At 39.9% G+C, this 19,731-nt stretch carries 25 protein-coding genes; 2 read left to right on the forward strand and 23 right to left on the reverse strand.

The genetic code is table 11. The annotated features are described in order from the left end of the window. The first annotated feature begins 321 nt into the window (after window positions 1-321). Complete coding sequence (locus RQP50_RS10140) at window positions 322-1,026, forward strand: SMI1/KNR4 family protein (protein WP_315745275.1); 705 nt, start codon at window positions 322-324, stop codon at window positions 1,024-1,026. 107 nt (window positions 1,027-1,133) lie between these two features. Here the strand turns inward: RQP50_RS10140 and RQP50_RS10145 are convergent, their stop codons facing one another. The 21 genes from RQP50_RS10145 to RQP50_RS10245 form a co-directional block, all read right to left on the reverse strand. Beyond that, a complete protein-coding gene (locus tag RQP50_RS10145; RefSeq protein ID WP_083545071.1) occupies window positions 1,134-1,772 on the reverse strand; it encodes a hypothetical protein in 639 nt (212 codons plus the stop codon). Beyond that, the gene (locus RQP50_RS10150; RefSeq protein WP_268627710.1) at window positions 1,772-2,275 is read right to left on the reverse strand and encodes a flavodoxin family protein; all 504 of its coding nucleotides are present in this window, start codon (window positions 2,273-2,275) and stop codon (window positions 1,772-1,774) included. The genes RQP50_RS10145 and RQP50_RS10150 overlap by 1 nt, the downstream gene beginning before the upstream one ends. Next, window positions 2,272-2,850, reverse strand: coding sequence for a TetR/AcrR family transcriptional regulator (locus tag RQP50_RS10155; RefSeq protein ID WP_268627713.1), 579 nt, complete (start codon window positions 2,848-2,850; stop codon window positions 2,272-2,274). Before RQP50_RS10155 ends, RQP50_RS10150 begins: the two co-directional genes overlap by 4 nt. A 197-nt stretch (window positions 2,851-3,047) precedes the next feature. Continuing rightward, complete coding sequence (locus RQP50_RS10160) at window positions 3,048-3,521, reverse strand: GNAT family N-acetyltransferase (protein ID WP_315745280.1); 474 nt, start codon at window positions 3,519-3,521, stop codon at window positions 3,048-3,050. A 152-nt stretch (window positions 3,522-3,673) separates the two neighbouring features. Then, window positions 3,674-4,228, reverse strand: coding sequence for a GNAT family N-acetyltransferase (locus RQP50_RS10165; RefSeq protein ID WP_315745282.1), 555 nt, complete (start codon window positions 4,226-4,228; stop codon window positions 3,674-3,676). Between the two features lie 24 nt (window positions 4,229-4,252). Further along, window positions 4,253-4,921, reverse strand: a complete 669-nt coding sequence (locus tag RQP50_RS10170; protein WP_315745284.1) for an HAD family hydrolase — start codon at window positions 4,919-4,921, stop codon at window positions 4,253-4,255. An 8-nt stretch (window positions 4,922-4,929) separates the two neighbouring features. Then, the gene (locus RQP50_RS10175) at window positions 4,930-5,796 is read right to left on the reverse strand and encodes an alpha/beta hydrolase (protein ID WP_315745286.1); all 867 of its coding nucleotides are present in this window, start codon (window positions 5,794-5,796) and stop codon (window positions 4,930-4,932) included. 173 nt (window positions 5,797-5,969) lie between these two features. Beyond that, window positions 5,970-6,368, reverse strand: a complete 399-nt coding sequence (locus tag RQP50_RS10180) for a VOC family protein (protein ID WP_315745288.1) — start codon at window positions 6,366-6,368, stop codon at window positions 5,970-5,972. A gap of 23 nt (window positions 6,369-6,391) precedes the next feature. Continuing rightward, window positions 6,392-6,856: a GNAT family N-acetyltransferase gene (locus RQP50_RS10185; protein ID WP_315745290.1), complete on the reverse strand. Its 465-nt coding sequence runs from the start codon at window positions 6,854-6,856 to the stop codon at window positions 6,392-6,394. Window positions 6,857-6,977: 121 nt separating this feature from the next. Continuing rightward, complete coding sequence (locus tag RQP50_RS10190; RefSeq protein ID WP_315745292.1) at window positions 6,978-7,214, reverse strand: hypothetical protein; 237 nt, start codon at window positions 7,212-7,214, stop codon at window positions 6,978-6,980. A 238-nt stretch (window positions 7,215-7,452) separates the two neighbouring features. Continuing rightward, window positions 7,453-7,836 carry a VOC family protein gene (locus RQP50_RS10195; RefSeq protein WP_072728694.1) on the reverse strand — a complete coding sequence of 128 codons (384 nt, stop codon included), beginning with the start codon at window positions 7,834-7,836 and terminating at the stop codon, window positions 7,453-7,455. A 321-nt stretch (window positions 7,837-8,157) separates the two neighbouring features. Then, window positions 8,158-8,706 carry a GNAT family N-acetyltransferase gene (locus RQP50_RS10200; protein WP_315745293.1) on the reverse strand — a complete coding sequence of 183 codons (549 nt, stop codon included), beginning with the start codon at window positions 8,704-8,706 and terminating at the stop codon, window positions 8,158-8,160. 159 nt (window positions 8,707-8,865) lie between these two features. Next, complete coding sequence (locus tag RQP50_RS10205; RefSeq protein WP_315745295.1) at window positions 8,866-9,438, reverse strand: DUF6933 domain-containing protein; 573 nt, start codon at window positions 9,436-9,438, stop codon at window positions 8,866-8,868. A 391-nt stretch (window positions 9,439-9,829) separates the two neighbouring features. Then, on the reverse strand, window positions 9,830-10,045 hold the full coding sequence (locus RQP50_RS10210) for a hypothetical protein (protein ID WP_315745297.1): 216 nt from the start codon (window positions 10,043-10,045) through the stop codon (window positions 9,830-9,832). 44 nt (window positions 10,046-10,089) lie between these two features. After that, window positions 10,090-10,602 (reverse strand): hypothetical protein, encoded by a 513-nt coding sequence (locus RQP50_RS10215; protein WP_315745299.1) that lies wholly within the window; start codon window positions 10,600-10,602, stop codon window positions 10,090-10,092. Window positions 10,603-10,668: 66 nt separating this feature from the next. Beyond that, on the reverse strand, window positions 10,669-11,073 hold the full coding sequence (locus tag RQP50_RS10220; RefSeq protein ID WP_315745301.1) for a hypothetical protein: 405 nt from the start codon (window positions 11,071-11,073) through the stop codon (window positions 10,669-10,671). A 245-nt stretch (window positions 11,074-11,318) separates the two neighbouring features. Further along, on the reverse strand, window positions 11,319-11,663 hold the full coding sequence (locus tag RQP50_RS10225; protein WP_315745303.1) for a hypothetical protein: 345 nt from the start codon (window positions 11,661-11,663) through the stop codon (window positions 11,319-11,321). A 252-nt stretch (window positions 11,664-11,915) separates the two neighbouring features. Continuing rightward, on the reverse strand, window positions 11,916-12,437 hold the full coding sequence (locus tag RQP50_RS10230) for a GNAT family N-acetyltransferase (RefSeq protein ID WP_315745304.1): 522 nt from the start codon (window positions 12,435-12,437) through the stop codon (window positions 11,916-11,918). 168 nt (window positions 12,438-12,605) lie between these two features. Then, on the reverse strand, window positions 12,606-13,094 hold the full coding sequence (locus tag RQP50_RS10235) for a GNAT family N-acetyltransferase (RefSeq protein ID WP_315745306.1): 489 nt from the start codon (window positions 13,092-13,094) through the stop codon (window positions 12,606-12,608). A 136-nt stretch (window positions 13,095-13,230) separates the two neighbouring features. Continuing rightward, window positions 13,231-15,816 (reverse strand): alpha-L-rhamnosidase, encoded by a 2,586-nt coding sequence (locus RQP50_RS10240; protein WP_315745308.1) that lies wholly within the window; start codon window positions 15,814-15,816, stop codon window positions 13,231-13,233. A gap of 305 nt (window positions 15,817-16,121) precedes the next feature. Next, entirely contained in the window at window positions 16,122-17,132 is a 1,011-nt protein-coding gene (locus RQP50_RS10245) for an alpha/beta fold hydrolase (RefSeq protein ID WP_315745310.1), read from the reverse strand. Between the two features lie 237 nt (window positions 17,133-17,369). On the opposite strand from RQP50_RS10245, the gene RQP50_RS10250 reads away from it, so the two are divergent. Beyond that, the gene (locus tag RQP50_RS10250) at window positions 17,370-17,639 is read left to right on the forward strand and encodes a hypothetical protein (protein ID WP_315745312.1); all 270 of its coding nucleotides are present in this window, start codon (window positions 17,370-17,372) and stop codon (window positions 17,637-17,639) included. Window positions 17,640-17,795: 156 nt separating this feature from the next. Here RQP50_RS10250 and RQP50_RS10255 read toward each other — a convergent pair whose 3' ends face one another. Then, window positions 17,796-18,284, reverse strand: coding sequence for a DinB family protein (locus tag RQP50_RS10255; protein ID WP_315745314.1), 489 nt, complete (start codon window positions 18,282-18,284; stop codon window positions 17,796-17,798). A 414-nt stretch (window positions 18,285-18,698) separates the two neighbouring features. After that, window positions 18,699-19,721 carry an FUSC family protein gene (locus RQP50_RS10260; RefSeq protein ID WP_315745316.1) on the reverse strand — a complete coding sequence of 341 codons (1,023 nt, stop codon included), beginning with the start codon at window positions 19,719-19,721 and terminating at the stop codon, window positions 18,699-18,701. Window positions 19,722-19,731 lie beyond the last annotated feature (10 nt).

Below are 19,731 nucleotides of genomic sequence, written 5' to 3' on the forward strand. Positions count from 1 at the left end.
AACCCCACCTCACTTGAAAGACGATTTGAATCTAACGAAAACCCACAGCGAGCGTTGATCTTCCTTTAGAATTCAAAGGGACTCTGAGCTCGAAATAGCACTTAATCCTTAGACTCCTTGAACGTCAATTATTACTTCGTTTGGTAACGAGACTTTAATTTCGGATAACGTTGCCTCGGCTGATGATTATCATACTGTGATGGCTGATAGCCACGTTCGCGCTCCTTTCCATGCAATCGGCACAATGTTTTTCTGTGGTATTTAATAACAAGTTCGCGTTTGCTATACTGATAGCAAATATCGTGGTTTTGGGAGGATAGTATGAACGAATTAGAGCAGATTGAACATAAGTACAATTTTACGTACCCGAAACTATATAGACAGTTGTATTTAGACGGTATGTTGGATTCGGGCGGAGAATATGGGCAGGATTGGAACGCAAAGTATTATGCCAAATTAGCCCAAAACCCGCCTATGCTGTTTTTCGGCTTTGACTTTGAGTTGCTGAAATGGAACAGTATCGTTGAAGAAATCGAAGCATTCAAAGACCCTAACGATTATCGTCAGACGAAACCAGAGTTTCAGTTTGTTCCATTTGGTCGACAAAAAAACGGAGATTTGTATGTGTTCCAATTTGATAGACAAAACGGTGAGGATGTACCTGTTACGTTGGTTTACCACGATGATATTACCGCTGTTGTTTTGGCGAAAAATTTACAGGATTTTATTTTTCGGGACTTGCTTGAAGATTTAACGAGTATGAAGTATTCCCATACAGCAAGTGGCGATTTGAAAGTCAATTCTGCCAACATATTAAGAACACACCGAAAGTATTTGAAGCATAGTCAAGTTGAAAAGTTGGAAGAAATATATGGTAGAGATGTTCTTGAATACATAGAAACGACCTCAACAGGGCTTGAGTTGCAACTGGAAGGGTTAATCTCAAACGATGAATTAGAACAGGTGTTAAAACAGGAGATTAATTTCGACGCGCTCGACAACGAGTTTGAGTATTGCAATTCATAGACACGCACAAGACGTCAGACCATCTACGGGCTGACGTCTTCGCTTTGTCTTTCCGATTTCTAAGAAAAGCTGTTCCAAATCGATAACGCAGGGAGAACTGTGCCTTCTTAAAGCCTTTTCATAATATCCTTCTTCTTTAGACCATTCTTTTTAGCTTTTGCATGCCAAAAAGAGTGTGTCGCTGCAAATCGCCAGGCAAAGCGTGGGAAATTGGGGCTGAACAGCAAGGATTCATCACTTCCCTGCGAATGTATATTTTTTGCCAGACTCTCCATTGCCCTTCCTAGATTTTTTAAAGGGCCCTGGCCAAGTGGTACCTTTTCGATAAAACCCATCATTTCACCAGCGCCTTGTCCGATTCCTTGTCCAAAATGAAGGCCGGATCGTATACACCAATTTTTGATGATTTCAAGAGCAATGCAAGTTTGCTTCCCCTCATAAAATCCATTGTTTACAAGGGCATAAACGTAAATTTCCTTTTTCCGTTCTGCCTTCATATACCCTTCAAGCGTAGTCAGCATCCTTAATAAATGCGACGGTATTGCATCGAAGTATAGAGGAAATGCAATAATCAGTGTATCCATGTGGCAAAGCTCGATGTATTGCTCATCGGTAAGCGGTTTTTTATTCATGTTATAGTGTGATATTTCATACTCAGAGTTTATCAGGGGTTCGAGTGCTTTGAGCATCCTGCCCGAATTGCTCTTTCCTAACTTGGGGCTTCCATTTATCATAGCAATTCTCACTATATAACCTCCTTAATTGTTTGTAAGCTGTTATGGAAATATATCTTGTTTCCAATGGAATTTAAGTTCACGCTATTCGCCGCAACCAGAGCTTGTGCGGTTTCCTTTTCTGCTTTGGTTATGTCATTTCCATAAAAATGTACCGATAGAGTGAATTTGTTATCATATCGGAATCGATGATGGGTTTCTCCATTTTTGATTACAAAATAAGGCAGGAGATATGGCAAGCTTCTATCCACAATATTGCACACAAAGGGGCTGTAGCTCCCATAAACACATTTACTGATAATAACCAGCTCATGACATTTTGAAAGAAGCTCGCCCATATTGTCATAACCATCCTTTATAACGCATTCTCCCGGTGTTCTGATCCAGCATCCAAAGCAACCAATGCATTTACGGATTGTGCCATTGTCTGATATAACCGTTACGTCTGTATTTGGGTTATCATACAACGCCATGAATTCTTGTTGATTTAAATCATGGATAATCATTTTCATCATTCTATCTCCTTAATACAATTGTTTATAAAAACATGAATCCAGTCCCCGGAATATCGGATACCCTGATTGGTAAGCAGCGAGGCTATGCCGTGTACCATTGACCAAAGGGCAATCAGTTTTTCTGAAAAAGCTTCCTCTGGCAACCCTAGACTGCGAAACATTTGATACGCCGTTGTCCTGAATAAAGCAAATGGCGGATAATCATTGGCGTTATCATTGTCCAAATCAATGGTTAATCCTGAGTGATAGAAAAGGAACTGAAAATATTGCGGATTTTCAATAAAAAAAGAAATATAAGCCTGCCCTAGCAGCGAAGTCGCTTCGAGACTGTTTTCCTGTCCACGAATTGATGTACGCATCTTATCCATAAATCGCTCCGTTACATGCTCGCCCATAGCATAAATTAACTCGTCTATATCTTTAAAATGACTGTATGGTGCGGCATGACTGACGTTGCATTTCGCTGCGACCTTACGCAGGGAAAAACCTTTTAAACCATCTTCATTAATAAGTCCTATTCCAGCTTCGATAAGTTTATTTCGCAAATCACCATGATGATATGGTTTTTCTTTCATTTGATATATACTTCCTTTCATATAACTTGACACTGTAAAGATCATAATAAACAATCTTTACAGTGTCAAGTTGAACTTTCGAATCCCTCTTTCACTTCCTCACGTATTAATTTCCGATAATGTACATCTATTCACGAAAAACCCCAGCCTTAGATAGCTCTTCAGGCTGGGGCTTTTGTTGATGTTGCGTCTTAATGCTAAATCAAACGTTTTTCGTAAAACACAATTGTCATTTTATCGTTAATTTGCACTAAGTCCCCGGTCTTTTGATAACCTAATTTTTCATAGAGATAACAATTCCCCTGCTCCTGTAATATGGTATCCAATTCCCAAATTTGCGCATCGTTATATATATCTTCGATTATAGAAAATACCTTTTGTGCAATTCCTTTCCCTTGATGTTCAGGCAAAATAAATATTGGGCTGACGCGATAGATTTTATTCTCTTTCCTTACAATTCTAATTGCACCTATTGAAATATTTGAACTTTTTATAATGTAGTAATCCGTAAACGATTGATTTAATCGATCTATTATTCGTTCTACAGATTCATTAGCAGGGCTGGTTTCTAAATCCTGATATGTATTTAACAGCGGCATAAATGATTTAATTTGCATTTCGTGAATCATCGATGCTTCATTAAGGCCTGATTTGATTAACGTGATGTCCATTTTATTACTCCCTCCAGATATCTTTATATTTTTTGAATTCATACCAACATATTATCAAGAATAAGATACTACCTAGTAAAAACGTAATAGAATATATCCATAAAGGCGCAAGTCCTGTCGGAGATAAAATACCTCCACACATTATAATGAAACTAACTAAGGATCGAAGCCGAAAGTCTTCCTCTATATTCATTCTTCAACATTCCCATTATTATCAAGGACTCATAATTTTCTTCTGATTTAATACATTCCCTCAACAAGCCTTCTACCTTAAATCCGGCCCACTCATATACGTGTCTTGCTCTATTATTATGTTCTTTAACATCCAACCAAAGCCTATGCGCTTTAAGATGATTAAACACGTATTCTTGTACCAGCTTCATTGTTTCCTTCCCATAACCTTTACCCTTTTCACCTATATTAATTCTAACTAATTCAATACAACCATTTTGATTTGATAGTCCTGATAATATGAAATACCCAATCTTCTGACTATTTGAGTTCTCTACAATCATATATATAAAATCATCGCTTCCCAATGCATCCTGGTGTTTATCCCTGGTCCAAGAAATAATATATTTCTTGCTATCTGGATGTTTTTCTAATGAGATAATGAAGTCTAAGTCCTCTATTTTGGCTCTCCTAAATTGAATGTTTTTCGATCTCATTAAGTACTCTAAGGTCAAACCATATCCTCCTCCTATCATATTTAGTAGCTCTTGCACAAGTTTTCACACTGAGCCTTCTTCGATTTGCTCAATCAGACTCATCAATTCCAAGAGATCGGACAGTTCTGCAGTCGGGTTCACCTTCATCTGCTTCAACATTTCTTTATCGGATCGATAAGCTATAAACCTTATCCCTGCGCTAATAGATGCCATACCATCTATCCATGAATCGCCTATAGAGAGCCATTCATTCGCTGAGTTCTTAAATTCATCCAACACTCGCAAATATCCATCCGGTGAAGGCTTCAATGATTTCATTAACTCCCTACCAATAATGAAATCAAAATATTCATAAATACCATTATCTCTTAATGCGATTTCTGCAGCTTCAACAGAATTATTTGTTACAATTGCAAGGTGATATCTACCTTGAAGTTTATTAAGGATCTCCACTGCACCGGGCTCCAAATCTGCCCCCTGCATTCCACACACTTCATGCTTCTTCGCAATATCCCACATTTCTTTCAGTAACTCTTCAGTCATTCGATTCGTTTGTATTGCTTCCTCAACAATTGTTGATGTTGTATGGTAATCAAGATTATATCCAGCGGGTAGGATCTCTTTCGATACGAGAAATTGATAGGTTTCATACTTCATGGCTTGGAAGTCAATTTTTGAGCTTAAAATCGTATTATCCATATCAAATACAATGCCTTTTAATTGATGCCTCATAGGATACCTCATTTACAAAGATGTGTTCTTAAAAAATCAATCACATTTTCAAAGGCGCTTTGAACTTGTAGGTCACTAAAGTTCTGATCAAAAACATGATCCGCTCCTTTTATAGTTATTAACTTTGTAGCTACTCCCTTTTCCTTTAACTTCTTGTGCATTAATACTGATTGTTCGTAGGGAACATCTGTATCTTGATCACCATGAAGCAATAATGTTGGGGGAAAATCTACCGTTATATTATTGATTGGGTTATATTGAATTAATTTAGTATGATCATGTTCATTGTTGATTCCCGTTACTTCTTTTAACCAGACACCATGCTGTCGGCAATATAAATAATAATTAAATCGTTCCCATTGGCCATTCGTAACTACACGATCCCCGACATGCTGACAAGCTGTCTCCTTATTTATAGTCGGTTTCTGACAGTAGTATTCACTCGGTTTAGAAAGCCATTCCCCAAGAACATCCCCATAACCATAAAGTGAAACAATCACTTTAGGTCTAATATCCATTGTTCCAATTAATAAACTAAGATAGCCACCAGCTGAGCTACCCATAACTGCAATATTACTTACATCGAAATCAAACCATTCGATTGCTTTCGTTCTTACCCAATTAATTGCGTCTTTTATGTCTTCTATGATCTCCTCAAACCCAGTTTCAGGAGCAAGTCGGTAATCAACGCTGACTATACTAAAGCCAGATCGTCTGAAATATTCAATCTGATCGGAGGATAACCATGATCTTGCTCCAAAAATTAACGCTCCTCCATGGATATACAAGATCACAGGAGAATTTCTACCCTGATAATAAATATCTGCACTTATAGAACAATTATTTACTTCTTTATAAACCTTCGTATCCTTCACGACTTATTCCTCCTTTCGATTTTACGCCGCATTCAGCTATCTACCGTTCTTGTATTCACGAAAACACCCCAGCCTTAGATAGCTCTTATCTTAGGCTAGGGCGTTTGTCGTCTGAGCTCTTCCATGATTATACATCTAACAACCAAGAGACGTCACTGTCCCATATTCTTTGATTAAGAATCTTTCGTTCCAATGATCATCTTTATACGTTCTCGTTCTTCATTCTTATCCAAGTACTCAAAAAATCCAAGGCGATTTCCCCAAGGATCTGTAAAGGTTCCCCATTTGACTGGAACCTCTGATCTTGAGTAAATTTCAAAATCATCTATTTCTAACACTTCAGCAAGTCTATCTTTTTCAGCTTCAATATTCGTTGTTCCCAAACGTAATGGCCCATTACCTTCAGTAGGTGTTCCTTCTGCAATCTGCAGCCAACATCCGGGAATCAGTTCCCACTCCGCAAACCCTTCATGTGGAATAAAATCAGGCTTTCTATGTAAGAGTGTTTCATACCACATCTGTCCTTCTTCGATATTTGATACCCGAAATTGAGTAGTCATTTCAAAAATCATTATTATCTCCCTCCCAAATACTATTAAAATAATTTTTTTATCATATGTACGTCATATTCATTTCTATCAAATTCTTTATACTCATTTTTCTTATAAAAAGAAATTGCATCGTGCCAGGAATTTGTCGTTTCTAACACAATTCTCTTGAATCCTTTAGCTTGTGCTCTTCTTTCAAGCTCTTTTAACATTTTTTGAGCTAATCCATGTCTTCGATATTCTTTTTGTACCGACATTCTAACAATTCTCCCTGTATCAACCTCTTCACGAATTAATGCACCAGTGCAAATAACTTTTGTATTTATTCTGCCAACCAAAAAGTGATTTCCCCTACTACTATAATTAAGGACGATTTCATTGAGATCTTGATTTAATGATTCATCCAACGCTCCAAACCTCTCCCTTAGTCCAGCTAAAACAATACGTTTAGCATCTTCTTGTGTGTCTTTACTTACTTCTTCGATTACAATAGTTTGATATACTTCTTTCAATTGATATCTCCATCCTTGAATTGCTTAAATTGGAATTAACAGATTTCAGATAACGTTCTTGTATTCACGACGCCTCACTACCTTACGGCTCCGAAGACTCTCGAACTTTATTAAAATATTTCTAGATTGATTCCTTAAAAAGAAATATTAATCCAACAATAATACAAAAAAATCCTAACCAATAATTGATAGTTAGATTTATTTCATAGTCTTGCGGATTGTATGATCCTGCGGCTGCTGCTTGGTATGCAACTCGACCGAGTTTGATTACGAATTCTTCAACAATCTTTGAAATTGAAATAATAATGATTCCTAAGAATATTGAAACTATAGAAAGAATAATTCTAGTTTGTTTCATATGAATCTCCTTTCGTTAGCAATTCGCTCTTGGGGCTTTCAGATAACGTTGTATTCACGACGTTCCTTCACCTTAACCGCGATGCGGTTAGGTGGAGCGAAAGGTGCCGCTAATTACGCTTCCTTGCCAACTACATCCGAATCCGCATCTAACTCCGGGTGAACCAAGGGGCGAATGGTCAAAAGCATGAATATTGTGTTAGACGACCCCACTCAGACTCCGCTTTCAATTTCATTTGCTATTCATTTAATTGAATTGCTCCCCACATGTTCCCATTGAGATCTACGAATTTAAGAACCCATCCGAATCCTTCATCTTTATAAAAAGTAATTTCAGCTCCAATTTCTTTCAGATAATCATGGAACTGATGAATTTGCTTGGTGTTGTAGAGCAATACAGGCATCTCTTGTCCATTAAATATGAAGTTAGCACTTGTTATCTCATTGGTTTCCCACAACATTAACATTGGCCCTTCTTGCAATGTTAAAAAGGCATGATGATGCTCTTTAGATTTCCCTGATAATTTGAATCCAAGGTGCGATACATACCACTCAATTGATTCATCCAAGTCTTTGACTGGAATTTGCATGTGTTCTAATTTTGTTAGAAAAGCATCGCTCATCCTCTTCACTCCTAAAATGTGGTTTTATCTAACGTTTTGTATTCACGAAACGCCCCAGCCCTAGAAAGCTCATATCTTAGGGTGGGGCGTTTGTTGTCTGACCGACTTCCATGATTATACATCTGATAACCGAAGGGCGATAGCCCTGCAATGTGAATACAGTGCTATATGATGTGGGTGATATTCTTTCAATAAAAAACTTGGCTTTTTTTAGTAGAGATATATTACAACTCATAGAAAAATGGGAATAATGATTGCTTTTATTCTACTCATTATAATTCATATTCCTGTATATCCTTTTTAAGTATCCTGAACGCTTTGTTACTTGGAACAATTAGATAGCTTTAAATATTCATGCTTCAAAATACTCATCATTATACGATCTACATATTGGCCATTTTTATAGACTTCGTCTCTTAGTATGCCATCCTTCTTGAAACCAGCCTTTTCATAAGTCCGAATAGCACCAGGATTATCAGCATCTACCGTCAAATACACCTTATGAAGGTTTAAACGCTCGAACGCAAAACCCAGGAGAACACCTGTCACTTCTGTAGCGTAACCTTGCCCCCATACCGTTTTGTCCCCAATCCAAATACCAAATTCAGCATGCTTGGACCAAGGATGGATGTTAAACAATTGGGTACTGCCAATCGCGATGCAGTCTTTCTTTATTATGGTAAAATAGACAGCGGATAGATCTGTTTGTGTGAACCTCCGTGTTCGTTCTCTGACCACTTCAGGTGTTAGGGGCATACCACTCCCTGATGGTAACGTTCGGTTAACTACAGGATCAGACAGCCATGCATATCGTTGTTCCCAATCCTCTTCAACAACAGGCCTTAATGTTACTCGTTGTCCGTATAGCATATTTCCCCTCCGTGTACCTGGATTGGTACATATTTTAGCCCACAATTATCCGAAGTAAAGCCACGCCCACCTAAGATTCAACTGTAGTTATATTTTACCTTTTTTCACATCTGCGTACAAGTGTTCCTATATTGGAAATAAAAAACCAATCCAACTCTATCATTCCCTCGAATATCGATTTTCGATCTCTTGTTTAAATACTTCTATTGGCTTGGAGTAATTAATCGGTTTATAAAAACTATCATTATTCCATTTATTTAGCTCAATATAATTTGCAAAATCGAAACTTATATTCTGCATTATTAACACTACGTCATTCATTGTGCTTATTACACTTCTGTTATTTGTGGTTGTAAATATAATATCTGCACAATCATTTATATATTGATTTATTCTTGCCTCATCAAGGTTTTCACTAATTAAATAGTCGGTTAATTCTTTCAAAAAGATATTTTTTAGGTTTTTATATTGAGTACTCCTTACTCCTACTATCGTCAAACTAAGTCTTGATAAATCATTCATAAAGATAAGGTGCTTTCTCCTATTTACTACAACTACATTCGCATGCCAGCTAAAAAAAGAATCAGAACTGTCTATTTTTGTTATTGTTCTTTCAATTTTCAAGTCTTGTAATAATTTTTTAGTCCCTCGGATCACAAGCACAAAAATCACCTCTATTTTTGGTTTTAATAAACTCTTTGCAGTGGTTTCGTCTAACGTCTCTGTATTCATGAACCCCGACGGGGTTGCCTGCCGAAAACCTCTCCGAAATCCAGTTCTGCAGACCAAGGCTCCGTTAGGAGCCGCTGCATAAATATTCGGCCCAACCTAACAAGATCTGTAATAAGCCACAATATTCTTCACTATAATCCTTACTACCCAACCACTGTTCTTTCTCATATTGAGTCCAAATAATACATGTTGTTTCTTCAAATACAAACGCTGGCTCATTTAAGAAATCACGAAATGTGTAAGATACCCCGTTAAGTCATTTCCATATATTTATCATGCAGTTCGATACCCTCTCTTATTGAGCTTTGGTATCTTTATCAATCAAATCTATTTCGAAACTTATGTTACTATAGCCATCAATTACTTCTAGTATCGCAAAATAATATATACTTTACAAAATAATAGGTTTGTACCTCATTGCTTTATCGACTATCTCTTCTGGGCTATATTCGATATCACTCCAAAATATTAAATCTGAGACATGAGGATCTGGCACATTACTTTCAAGTAAATTCATCATCTCATCTATTTCGTGCTCTGATCCTTCACAATTCATAATTTTTCTTACGAGAATAATCAATTCATCTCTACTTAGTTTTTTGTTCATTCTTTACCTCTCAAATAAAAAGTTCTCTATTGGGTGATATTCTTTCAGAAATCCTTTACTTTGTCTTCCCCAAAATAAAAACCCTTAAGCTGTGTATCAAAAAAATTTTTCAACTCTTCCTGATTGATTGCATAAACAACGTGGCTTTTTTTCAGATCTGTTCTCGTTATATATATCTTTTCAAGATCGTATTGAATTCGTATCTCTTTATTGATCTTTAATTTAAACACAATCCCTGCATTAATGCTTTTATTTGAAGGTATTTGGTTCAACTCTATAATTTCTGATTCAGGTACGGAATTAATCCAGTTTGCAATATTTTCAACTTCGTCTTGCCCTAATTTAATATCTACCCAATTGATGAATGCACCAGATCCTTCTTTTGTATATACCGCCTTGGACATCTCAGTACTTGCGATTTGTTTTATTTGAATCTCCTTTGTGACATTGTCCGAATCAACAAACCAGAGATATATTCCCCCTAATAGAACAATGGGAATAATAATTGCTTTTAGACTATTCAATGGGATCTTAATTGCATATCCCCCCCAATTCATACTAACGTTCCTGTATTCAGGACGTCCGATGAAGTCAGATGTGTTCGTAAATCAAGCTTCCAAAATTCAATGATCTTCAATACAAGAATTTGTTAGTAGTCCGATGATTTGAACTATTTCTGCTTCTGCTACCTTTTTAGGTCCTTCCATAAAATATCCCTTCATTCCTACTTCTAATGTTTTTCTATGACGTGCTCTAGAACTAGGAAATAGAATCCACATCCTTGCTGTTCCACTTATATTTACTTGCTTTGATTCGTCCATAATAAGATTTCCAAACTCATCTTCAAATTCAGGGTGTATCACCCTTAAATCTATTGTATTATTCATAAAATCCGATTCTATAGCAAAATCACTTCGATAACCTTGATAAGGAAGATTTTGTCTTCCACCTTCTTCAGGTATAAAAAATCGATACTTAACAAGAAAATCTGGAGGATGTTTTCTTAATGTCTCATAAGGAACCCACATACGTTTATGTTCCTTTCTTCTTTTATCATGCTTTGCATTAGGCAATTACTTATAACGTTCTTGTATTCACGACCCCACCGACTTGAGACGACAAAGTCCCTGGGCGCGATGCGGTTTGTCGGTGAGGATGTGTCCGCCTGATCCAACTTCTCGGAATTTCCTTGAGCGAATCAATGGGCGTAAGCCCCGAAGTGTAAATACAGTGTTAGGTGAAGTTGCTGACTTCTTCGAAATCCACTTACAAGTTATTTTATTTCTTCCTTTAGATACTCATTTAATTTCTTAACATTGTCAGTTACATATTCAATTTCTTGATTCTCTTGTTTTATTAATACATATAATGGTGTGCTTATTACGTTTATTCTCTTATCTGGGATTCCGATACCTGGTACTCCGAAACTGTAGACACTTATTCTATTTCCTGGATCTTCCAACCCTTTAACCTTATTGCTATTACTTGCTGGATACTCATAGACAAAAAGTGTATATTGAGTCTTTTGAAAGGAATAAGTTGCGATCATATAAACAACAAAACATACGAATAAGCCTGATCCCAAATAATATAGATATTTATTTATTGAGTTTTTCATGGTTTAATCCTTTTGTTTTCTTATTTAATTCACTACAGTATTTCCGTCTAACGTCCTCAGTTTTCACGATAAAGGAGCGACAGCAGCTGGGTCGAAAACTTAGCCTCTCAGGATTGTCTGCTGATCCACTTCTTCGAATCCTCTCTTGCAGACCAAGGAGCGAAAGGTTTGCAGCGTGAATACGGTGTTAAGTGAAGTCATCGACTCCATTGAAATACAAATTATTAATTGTTGTTTTTAAGTGTAGTAAGGTTATAACTTCGCTATAACCTCGTCAATGTTATCCCATTCATAAATTAATTCATTCAGAACTTTTCCCCCAATTATTATCTGAGTTGAATCACATAATTTAGCACCATAATGTTCATAAAAATAACGGGTCTTGTTATCTTCTAGAACATCAACATAAATGTTGTGATATCCTAAAAATTTAAACTGTAGAAACAGTTGTCTGAGTAGTTCTTTTCCTAAACTTCTTCCGTGATATTCCTTAAGTATGTATATAGATGTTAAGTTACCTGCATTAGGAACTGTATTTGTTTCTCTCTTACCACAAGCTGCAAATCCAATAATTTCTCCTTCTGGGTTCTCTGCTAGAACTACAAAATTATCTTCTTTTTCAATATTTTTGATCCATAAATCAGTTCTTTTTATATATGATAATTTAGACAAGAACTCATCTGGGATAATACCTTTGTAAGTTGTTCTCCAACTATCCACATGAACTTTTGCAATTCCTTCTGCATCGTTTATCGTTGCTTTTCTTATTCGCATAATATCATCACCTCTTAGGATTAATTAATGCAGATATTACAAACACTTATCCATAACTATATATAATGAGTAGTAACATCTCTTCTGTTGAAATTTATTTACGATGATTTCTTATAACCTTTTGGCATCTATGCCTTCCTGATATTCGTAATAATCTTTTTTACAAAATCAGATCTCAAAATATTGATATCTTATCTTAAGACCTTCTTCCATCTCTTCTTTTTCTTGAAATTCGACATTCATATATTCATAAATTTTTCTCCAAAATTGAATTGCGGGAATATTATTAGATAGTTGGCCTATTGCATACCTTCCAGGACATTGTTGAAATAAATCTTGAACAGCCTGTTTCCCTAAGCCTTTCCTACGATATTTCTTTAAAATGAAAAACGAATTAATCAAATAATCATATCGTTCTGGATTCGTATATGGAGAGCTTTGAAGTAAAATGAAACCGATAATATCATCCTCATGCTTAATAAAAAATGGAAATAAACCTTCCTTCTCAAAAAACCATTCAAAAGCATCAAATTCAAATAAACCACTCTCTTGATTAAATTCCTGTTCTTCGTTAAATTCCGATAAGTCATGAAGAAACAATGTCATCAGGTGTTTTAAAATTATTTTCTGATTCAACTCAACTTTGACTACTGACATCTCAGATTCACCTCAATAATAGGACTTCAAGAATTTCCTTCTTCTAAGTATAACTTCGAAACCTCTTATTGGAAATATAATCCTCACAGAACAAAAGGGCACATCCACCTACCCCCAATATACATAACTTCCTCGATCAAATCCGGTCATCTAGATGACGGTACTGCAACCGATGCGTCCCTGAACCGAGCGTCGTTTCATATTCTTCAACAGGCTCCCAGATCTGGTTGTCGATTCGCAGTGTCGCAGTCGTATTGGCTGGAATGCTCACTGTCAGTTCGACCATACCATCCTCCAGCTTCCACTCGATTGCAATCTCACCGTATGCTGTCTCCCGCTTCACTCGCAGCCAATCTAGGCCATAACCAAAATGCGGCTGCAAAAAGAAATGCTTATACGCAGGCTGCTCCTCATCGATTTCCAAGCCGACGACATAGCGGTACACCCACTCGATAATGGAACCGTAGGCGTAATGGTTGTAGGAATTCATACTGTCATTCCATAGCGAGCCATCCTCCTTAATGCCGTCCCAATGCTCCCATATGGTGGTTGCGCCTTTCTTAACCTGATAGAACCATGACGGATAATCCTCTTGGAATAAGAGCTTGCACGCAAGCTCTTGATGTCCCCATTGACTCAAGACGAGGTTCAAGTACGGTGTCCCTAGAAATCCGGTCGTCAAATGATCCCTCTCTAGCTTCAACAATTCCACCAAGCGTTTCACAGCGCGTTCCTTTACGTGCTCACCAGCTAGATTGAACATCAATACCAGTACATGTGCGGTCTGCGTATCAGACGCCAGTCTGCCATTCGGCGTGATGAACTCATCCTGAAGCGCTTGAAGAATATACCCGTGCAAGCTCCTATAGTACTGAGCATCCTCCACCTCGCCCAGAATAACCGCAATCCGCTGCACCAAGGAGGTCGAATATGCATAGTAAGCAGTCGCGATAAAACTCTTATCCGTGGCGCCATCATAAGTATCGGGCTTCGCATCCAGTGCAAGCCAATCTCCCAAATGATAGCCGGTATCCCATATATACTCGTTGTCTCCTTGCTCGCGTATGTAGTCGATATACCTTTTCATACTATGATAGTTCTGCTTCAGTACGGACTTGTCTCCATAGTGCAAATAGTGCACCCATGGAATAATAACTACGGCATCTCCCCAGCCAGCTGAAGTATCCCAATCGAAATCCTCCCACTTGCTGAAAATATCCGGTATCGTAACCGGAACGGCGCCATTCTCACGCTGCTCCAGACGAACATCCTTAAACCATTTCGCAAAGAACAATTTAACATCCATCAGATGTGCGCCTGTACCGATGAAGACTTGAGCATCCCCCGTCCAGCCAAGCCGATCATCCCGCTGCGGGCAGTCTGTTGGCACATCGAAGAAGTTTCCCCGCTGCGACCATTCCACATTATGATGGAGCTGATTCAGCAGCGGATTCGATGTCTCGAAAGCAGTGGCCACAGGCATATCCGAATGCAGCACCACCCCTTCGAAATCCTCAAGCTTCGGAGGCTGGAACAAGCCGCTGACCTTCACATAACGAAAGCCTTGATACGTAAAATGCGGCTCAAAGGTTTCCTCCTCTACCCCCTTGGCGATATAGACGATCTGTTGTCTCGCCTTCCGAAGATTGCCTGTATAGAATACTCCGTTGTTGTCCAATATCTCAGCATGCTGTAGTACAATGCGAGCGCCAGCATAAACATGGCGAACTGTGAAACGAACCCAACCCACCATATTCTGACCCATATCAATTAACCATTCATGGTTCGGCAGCTTCGTGATTGTAACAGGCTTCAGCCGTTTCGTGACGCGAATCGGCTCATTCACTTGGGGCGTTAATATGTGTTTGGCATGGTCAATTACTTCTACACACGCAGAGGATCGATGAACCTGCTGTTCTAGTCGCGCATCATATACTTCCCCATCATAGATTTCCGACATCAATATCGGTGATTCCGCAACTGTCCAGCTCTCATCCGTAACAATGATTTCTTCAGTTCCATCCTCGTACCAAATATGAAGCTGTGCGATCAATGCCCGCCGTTCCCCATAATTGTTGCGGCCGCTGCGCACCGTGAGTCGCCCTTTGTACCAACCATTGCCGATCAGTACGTGCAATCTATTATTTTGCCCCAACTGCTGCGTCACTTCATAGGTCTGATATTGCAAATGACGATCGTAGCTTGTCCAGCCTGGCGTGAAGTAGCTGTCTCCGATACGCTCCCCATTTAATGAAGCTTCATATACTCCTAGACTACTTATATAGAGACGTGCCTGCCGTATCGGCTTATGAACAGCAATATCTTTCTCAAATGACATTACCTGCGTCTGTTCCTGTGGAGACGCAATCCAGTCGGCAACCCAGCCTTCTTCAGCTTCCAATCCTGTCTCCCAATAAGCCAAATCAGACCAAGCTGATGATTCACCATATTGATCCCACACGCTTACCCGGTAATAGTAACGTGTCACTGGCTCTAGCTGCAGTTCTTCTAATGGAATACACAGACACTGTTCAGACTCTACCTTCCCTGTATCCAGCAAAATAACTGCAAAACTATCATCCAACGCGACCTGAATATGATAAGCAGCCTGCAGCACCTTTCTACGATCTGAATCTAACTGCCAGCTTATCGACACCAATCCTAGTCCAATCCCAATGGGATTCTCTTTGTTCTCACATCGTACCTTCTTCACTGCAATCATAGTCGTCACCTGATTTCATGGAGTAATAGAAACATAGTACTGCTGCATATTTCCATAAATTATACCTTCAAGTCACTATACTTGGAATAACTATTAAAAGAAATCTATTATTGAAGGAATGTGCCTATCTGCCATTCATCCTTTTCTCGTGCTCTGACCTTCCATATGCAGCAAAAAAGACGCGCCAATGCCCCAAGCACAGCTGCGCGTCTTCTCCAACATTTATTTGTATAAGCCATGATCCAGTCGCAGTCCATATCTCACTTCTATTTCCCATTGCTCGATCTCCAACTTAAGCTCGCCGATCAATGCAGCTCATCCGCATGATGATCATCTACTTCACCTGCTTCCGCTGCAGTTAGAACATGCAGTGCATCAGCTGTACGTAAGTCTTCTTCCTCCATGTACCAGGGCGGTTCCACCGCAATTGCAGAGATCGCCTCGCTTGCGGCTCCATCCCATTCAGACTGAGTACTCGTATCCTCCTGCTTCGGCATTGATTTCACAGTCCGCTTCGCAAGAAGCTCCTCCTTCACTTCCGATGCCAGCTCTTGATTCCGCACCCACCGTGCAATAATCCCGTTCATCTTACGCGCTTGCTTCGTCGGAATTTGGTGCTTGGCCCCCTTCAGCCAATACAAATGATAATGCGACAAATATCGCTGGAGCTTGACCGCATAACGATGGAAACCTTTGTCCTTCTCGCCATAAATCAGCAGCATAGGCGCCTGAATGCTCTTCAACTGCTCTGTGCAGCGATGCTTCAATGACGCTTGATAATATTGCTTCCAATTCGATACATCCCCACGCATCGCCGTCCGTTTCAAGTTCCGGTAAGTCGTCCGACTATCTGCATTTCCAAACGAAATAGCCCACGCAAGCAATGACTTGGCCCTCATCGCCGTCAGTGCGATCGCAAGCGCAATTCTTCCTCTTAGCCAGTAATCGCTTGCTTCCGCCATCGTACTCACAAGAATGCCGCCCTTGAATCGATGCGGATGTGATAATAGCGCCTGAAGCGCTACGGCTCCGCCAGTCGAGTATCCACAAATATAGGTCTGCTTAATGCCAAGCTCGTCAAGCAGCTTCACCATATCTTGGACAATGAGCGGATACGTAATGGGTTCCTTGGAAGCATCACTCTCCCCATGGCCGCGAATATCGAAGGTGATGACTTGATGAGTAGACGATAATTGCGCCGCTTGATATCGAAAGTTGGCCGAGGTCAACAGTGGCGGATGAATAAACAATATGGGTGTACCTGTGCCATACGTATGGTAGTGCAGATGAATTCCATTAATAAGCCTCTTGGGCATCAGTCTCACCTCGTAACGAATATAGAGGTAAAGATACCCTTTCTCCGCTCGATCTATGCACATTTGCACGTTTACCCGCTGTTCAATAACACGCTCAAAGCGAGCCGACATGCACAAATGCACTGCTGGTCTCCCACCCATATTTGTGCATTTTTCTCACGAGACAGTACAGGTGTACAGACTCAATTCCAAGTTCCCCAATATAATGTACCATCTTAACAGAAGGAGTTGTTATTCATGACATGTCCTCGTCCGTTCTGCCCGCCAGCAGAACCAATCGTATGTCCGCCAAGACCAGTAATTCGTGATTTCTTCCATCCTCAAATACTGCCTATCATTCATCCGATCGAAGTGATCAACCGTCATCATTGCTGCCCGATCCCTAAGCATGTATTCACGGTTGTCGAAAGAGAGGAAGTTATAGGCCCTGTAGAAATCAGAAGCGTGAAAAATGGCAAGCGTACTGTTGGCACTCGCGGCGTTCGTCCAAAAACAAAGCGCAAATAACATTACAATCGGAATCACCTAACTACCTAACTACGCATCTTCCTATTTGACAGGTTTATTGTCAAAAGAGCCGATACACGGCTCTTTTTTCTTTGATCCCTTTCTGACATGCATAATGACATTGCCCATCGGTATATGCTTTTATCGACGAAGTACTTAGATTGGATTCGGCTGGGATGCTTCAAGCGTCTTGATAAATGACCTAATCTGGCCGAAATGCATGGCTTCATGACTTAACAAGAAGAAGAACATTTGGCTAGCCTTCGTAAATTGAAGAAAAGGATTGACCAAGTCGAGATCCCAGTTTCCCACAATTCGCTCACCGATCATATGACGCTGTGCCTCCAAATGGGTGATGATCTCCGCCAGTGCAGGAGCATCCCCATTCCATTGCGAAGGACTTGTTCCATTGGCGAAATAGCCCACATAATGTTCAGGCAAGTGCTTTTCCTTAAAGACATTCTGGAAAATTCCTTGATCCCATGCCACAGCAAGGTGACCCGCATGCCAACGGATAGAGTTATTGCACCCTGCTGGGATCGTATCGACAATTTCCACGTCTACCTTATTCAAAACTTCGATTACCCATCCTCTCCAAGTTTGGAAACTATTTAGCACCTCATGCTCCAAATGAACCGATTCCACTACACTTCACTCCAATCTGAATGAAAGAGTCAACCCTTCTCCTTACATATATCGCTCTTGCCATCAGTTCAATGCCTAAAATTATGAATTTCCAACGAATTCTTTCCTAAGCTTTCCTAAAATCGATCGCCTGTTCCACCCTTGTGTCTCACATCTGTATATCCAAGCTGTCCTGCGTGAAATTCATTCGCGCAGCACAAAAGCATGGGAGTACAGCTTTATTGGATCCTGCTGATGAAAAAAGAAAGAAGACAGCTGTCATCAGCCGTCTTCCCCCTTGGTACGATCATCGGTTATTTATTCTGCTACTCCTGTGAACCTTGTGGTTGACCGACCGCCGTCATGCAGCGGAACACCGCGTGCTGGGAGCACGCGCGGTGCGAAAAGATTCAATACGCTGCACACCATCTGCCGCTACGCATCTGAATCTTTCTCGACGTGGCCGACAAGGCGATCCAATCTTGCAATTTGAAAGCCGTATTCATACATAGCCGCGGCAACAATGGACAACCTTAGCATCTCACTGCCATCTTGGGAACATAGCTTCATCGTGATCTGCATGAACTGCTCATTATCTTCCTCCATCTTATCCAGTTCCAAGCTGTTCGGCTTTACCTTGTCTTCGAACTTCAACAGTACATGCTCATGACATTTAATCAGCATTTCCAAGTGTTGATCGAACATTTGATTCGTCTCCGGCTCACGGGCTGCTTGGAAGTAATGTTCATCGATAGCTTCCAGCACCTCAATTCCGCTGCGGAGCGTATGCAGCAGCTGCTTATATACAACCAACTCGCGTGAGCGGCTATACTTCGCTCGCTTCAGCTTCTTCGTCTCTTCTTCGAACAGCTTATACTTATCGGCGAGTACCTTCAATGAATCCACCAGACTTTGCTTCTCTTCCTGGAACACGGATTCCTTCATTTCATCCGAGATGACGGTTCTCAGCAGCAGCGACATTCGACTAAAGCATGATTCAATCAACGTAATGAACTGTGCCTTCGGATTCGGCGGGAAGAACAAAATATTAATAAGACAAGCAGAACCAATCCCGATCAATATCTGCGCGAAGCGAAGCAGGGAGAAATCCCATTGACCTGATGCTTCCATAACGGCAATGACGGTCACGAGCGTCAACCCTACTGTCTCTTCCATTTTCATTTTCAGACAAATCATAATGACCAGTACACATACAATACCGACGGCAATCGGCTCATGCGAGAAATACATCCCTGCCAATAAGGCGATTGCAGCGCCCAATGTATTCGTCTGGAGCTGTTCAAGAAAATACCTCCATGAACGATAAATCGAAGGCTGCATCGCAAATATCGCGGCAACGGCGGCGATGACCGGGGTTTTGAACTGGAATATTTGACTAATGAACAACGCTAGCGTAACCGCAATCCCTGTCTTCAGCACTCTGGCTCCGAATGCCATCCTCAATCCC

Source organism: Paenibacillus suaedae (assembly GCF_032337355.1).
Lineage (GTDB): Bacteria > Bacillota > Bacilli > Paenibacillales > Paenibacillaceae > Paenibacillus_B > Paenibacillus_B suaedae.

What these genes read in the sequence shown, in the direction of transcription:
- RQP50_RS10225 (WP_315745303.1), bottom strand. Translation starts at nt 11,663, where the DNA reads ATGAAAAACTCAATAAATAAATATCTATATTATTTGGGATCAGGCTTA.
- RQP50_RS10205 (WP_315745295.1), bottom strand. Translation starts at nt 9,438, where the DNA reads ATGAATACAGAGACGTTAGACGAAACCACTGCAAAGAGTTTATTAAAA.
- RQP50_RS10220 (WP_315745301.1), bottom strand. Translation starts at nt 11,073, where the DNA reads ATGTGGGTTCCTTATGAGACATTAAGAAAACATCCTCCAGATTTTCTT.
- RQP50_RS10160 (WP_315745280.1), bottom strand. Translation starts at nt 3,521, where the DNA reads ATGGACATCACGTTAATCAAATCAGGCCTTAATGAAGCATCGATGATT.
- RQP50_RS10155 (WP_268627713.1), bottom strand. Translation starts at nt 2,850, where the DNA reads ATGAAAGAAAAACCATATCATCATGGTGATTTGCGAAATAAACTTATC.
- RQP50_RS10245 (WP_315745310.1), bottom strand. Translation starts at nt 17,132, where the DNA reads ATGCCCAAGAGGCTTATTAATGGAATTCATCTGCACTACCATACGTAT.
- RQP50_RS10200 (WP_315745293.1), bottom strand. Translation starts at nt 8,706, where the DNA reads ATGCTATACGGACAACGAGTAACATTAAGGCCTGTTGTTGAAGAGGAT.
- RQP50_RS10260 (WP_315745316.1), bottom strand. Translation starts at nt 19,721, where the DNA reads ATGGCATTCGGAGCCAGAGTGCTGAAGACAGGGATTGCGGTTACGCTA.
- RQP50_RS10210 (WP_315745297.1), bottom strand. Translation starts at nt 10,045, where the DNA reads ATGAACAAAAAACTAAGTAGAGATGAATTGATTATTCTCGTAAGAAAA.
- RQP50_RS10140 (WP_315745275.1), top strand. Translation starts at nt 322, where the DNA reads ATGAACGAATTAGAGCAGATTGAACATAAGTACAATTTTACGTACCCG.
- RQP50_RS10235 (WP_315745306.1), bottom strand. Translation starts at nt 13,094, where the DNA reads ATGTCAGTAGTCAAAGTTGAGTTGAATCAGAAAATAATTTTAAAACAC.
- RQP50_RS10250 (WP_315745312.1), top strand. Translation starts at nt 17,370, where the DNA reads ATGACATGTCCTCGTCCGTTCTGCCCGCCAGCAGAACCAATCGTATGT.
- RQP50_RS10190 (WP_315745292.1), bottom strand. Translation starts at nt 7,214, where the DNA reads ATGAAACAAACTAGAATTATTCTTTCTATAGTTTCAATATTCTTAGGA.
- RQP50_RS10240 (WP_315745308.1), bottom strand. Translation starts at nt 15,816, where the DNA reads ATGATTGCAGTGAAGAAGGTACGATGTGAGAACAAAGAGAATCCCATT.
- RQP50_RS10195 (WP_072728694.1), bottom strand. Translation starts at nt 7,836, where the DNA reads ATGAGCGATGCTTTTCTAACAAAATTAGAACACATGCAAATTCCAGTC.
- RQP50_RS10180 (WP_315745288.1), bottom strand. Translation starts at nt 6,368, where the DNA reads ATGATTTTTGAAATGACTACTCAATTTCGGGTATCAAATATCGAAGAA.
- RQP50_RS10165 (WP_315745282.1), bottom strand. Translation starts at nt 4,228, where the DNA reads ATGATAGGAGGAGGATATGGTTTGACCTTAGAGTACTTAATGAGATCG.
- RQP50_RS10170 (WP_315745284.1), bottom strand. Translation starts at nt 4,921, where the DNA reads ATGAGGCATCAATTAAAAGGCATTGTATTTGATATGGATAATACGATT.
- RQP50_RS10230 (WP_315745304.1), bottom strand. Translation starts at nt 12,437, where the DNA reads ATGCGAATAAGAAAAGCAACGATAAACGATGCAGAAGGAATTGCAAAA.
- RQP50_RS10150 (WP_268627710.1), bottom strand. Translation starts at nt 2,275, where the DNA reads ATGATGAAAATGATTATCCATGATTTAAATCAACAAGAATTCATGGCG.
- RQP50_RS10215 (WP_315745299.1), bottom strand. Translation starts at nt 10,602, where the DNA reads ATGAATTGGGGGGGATATGCAATTAAGATCCCATTGAATAGTCTAAAA.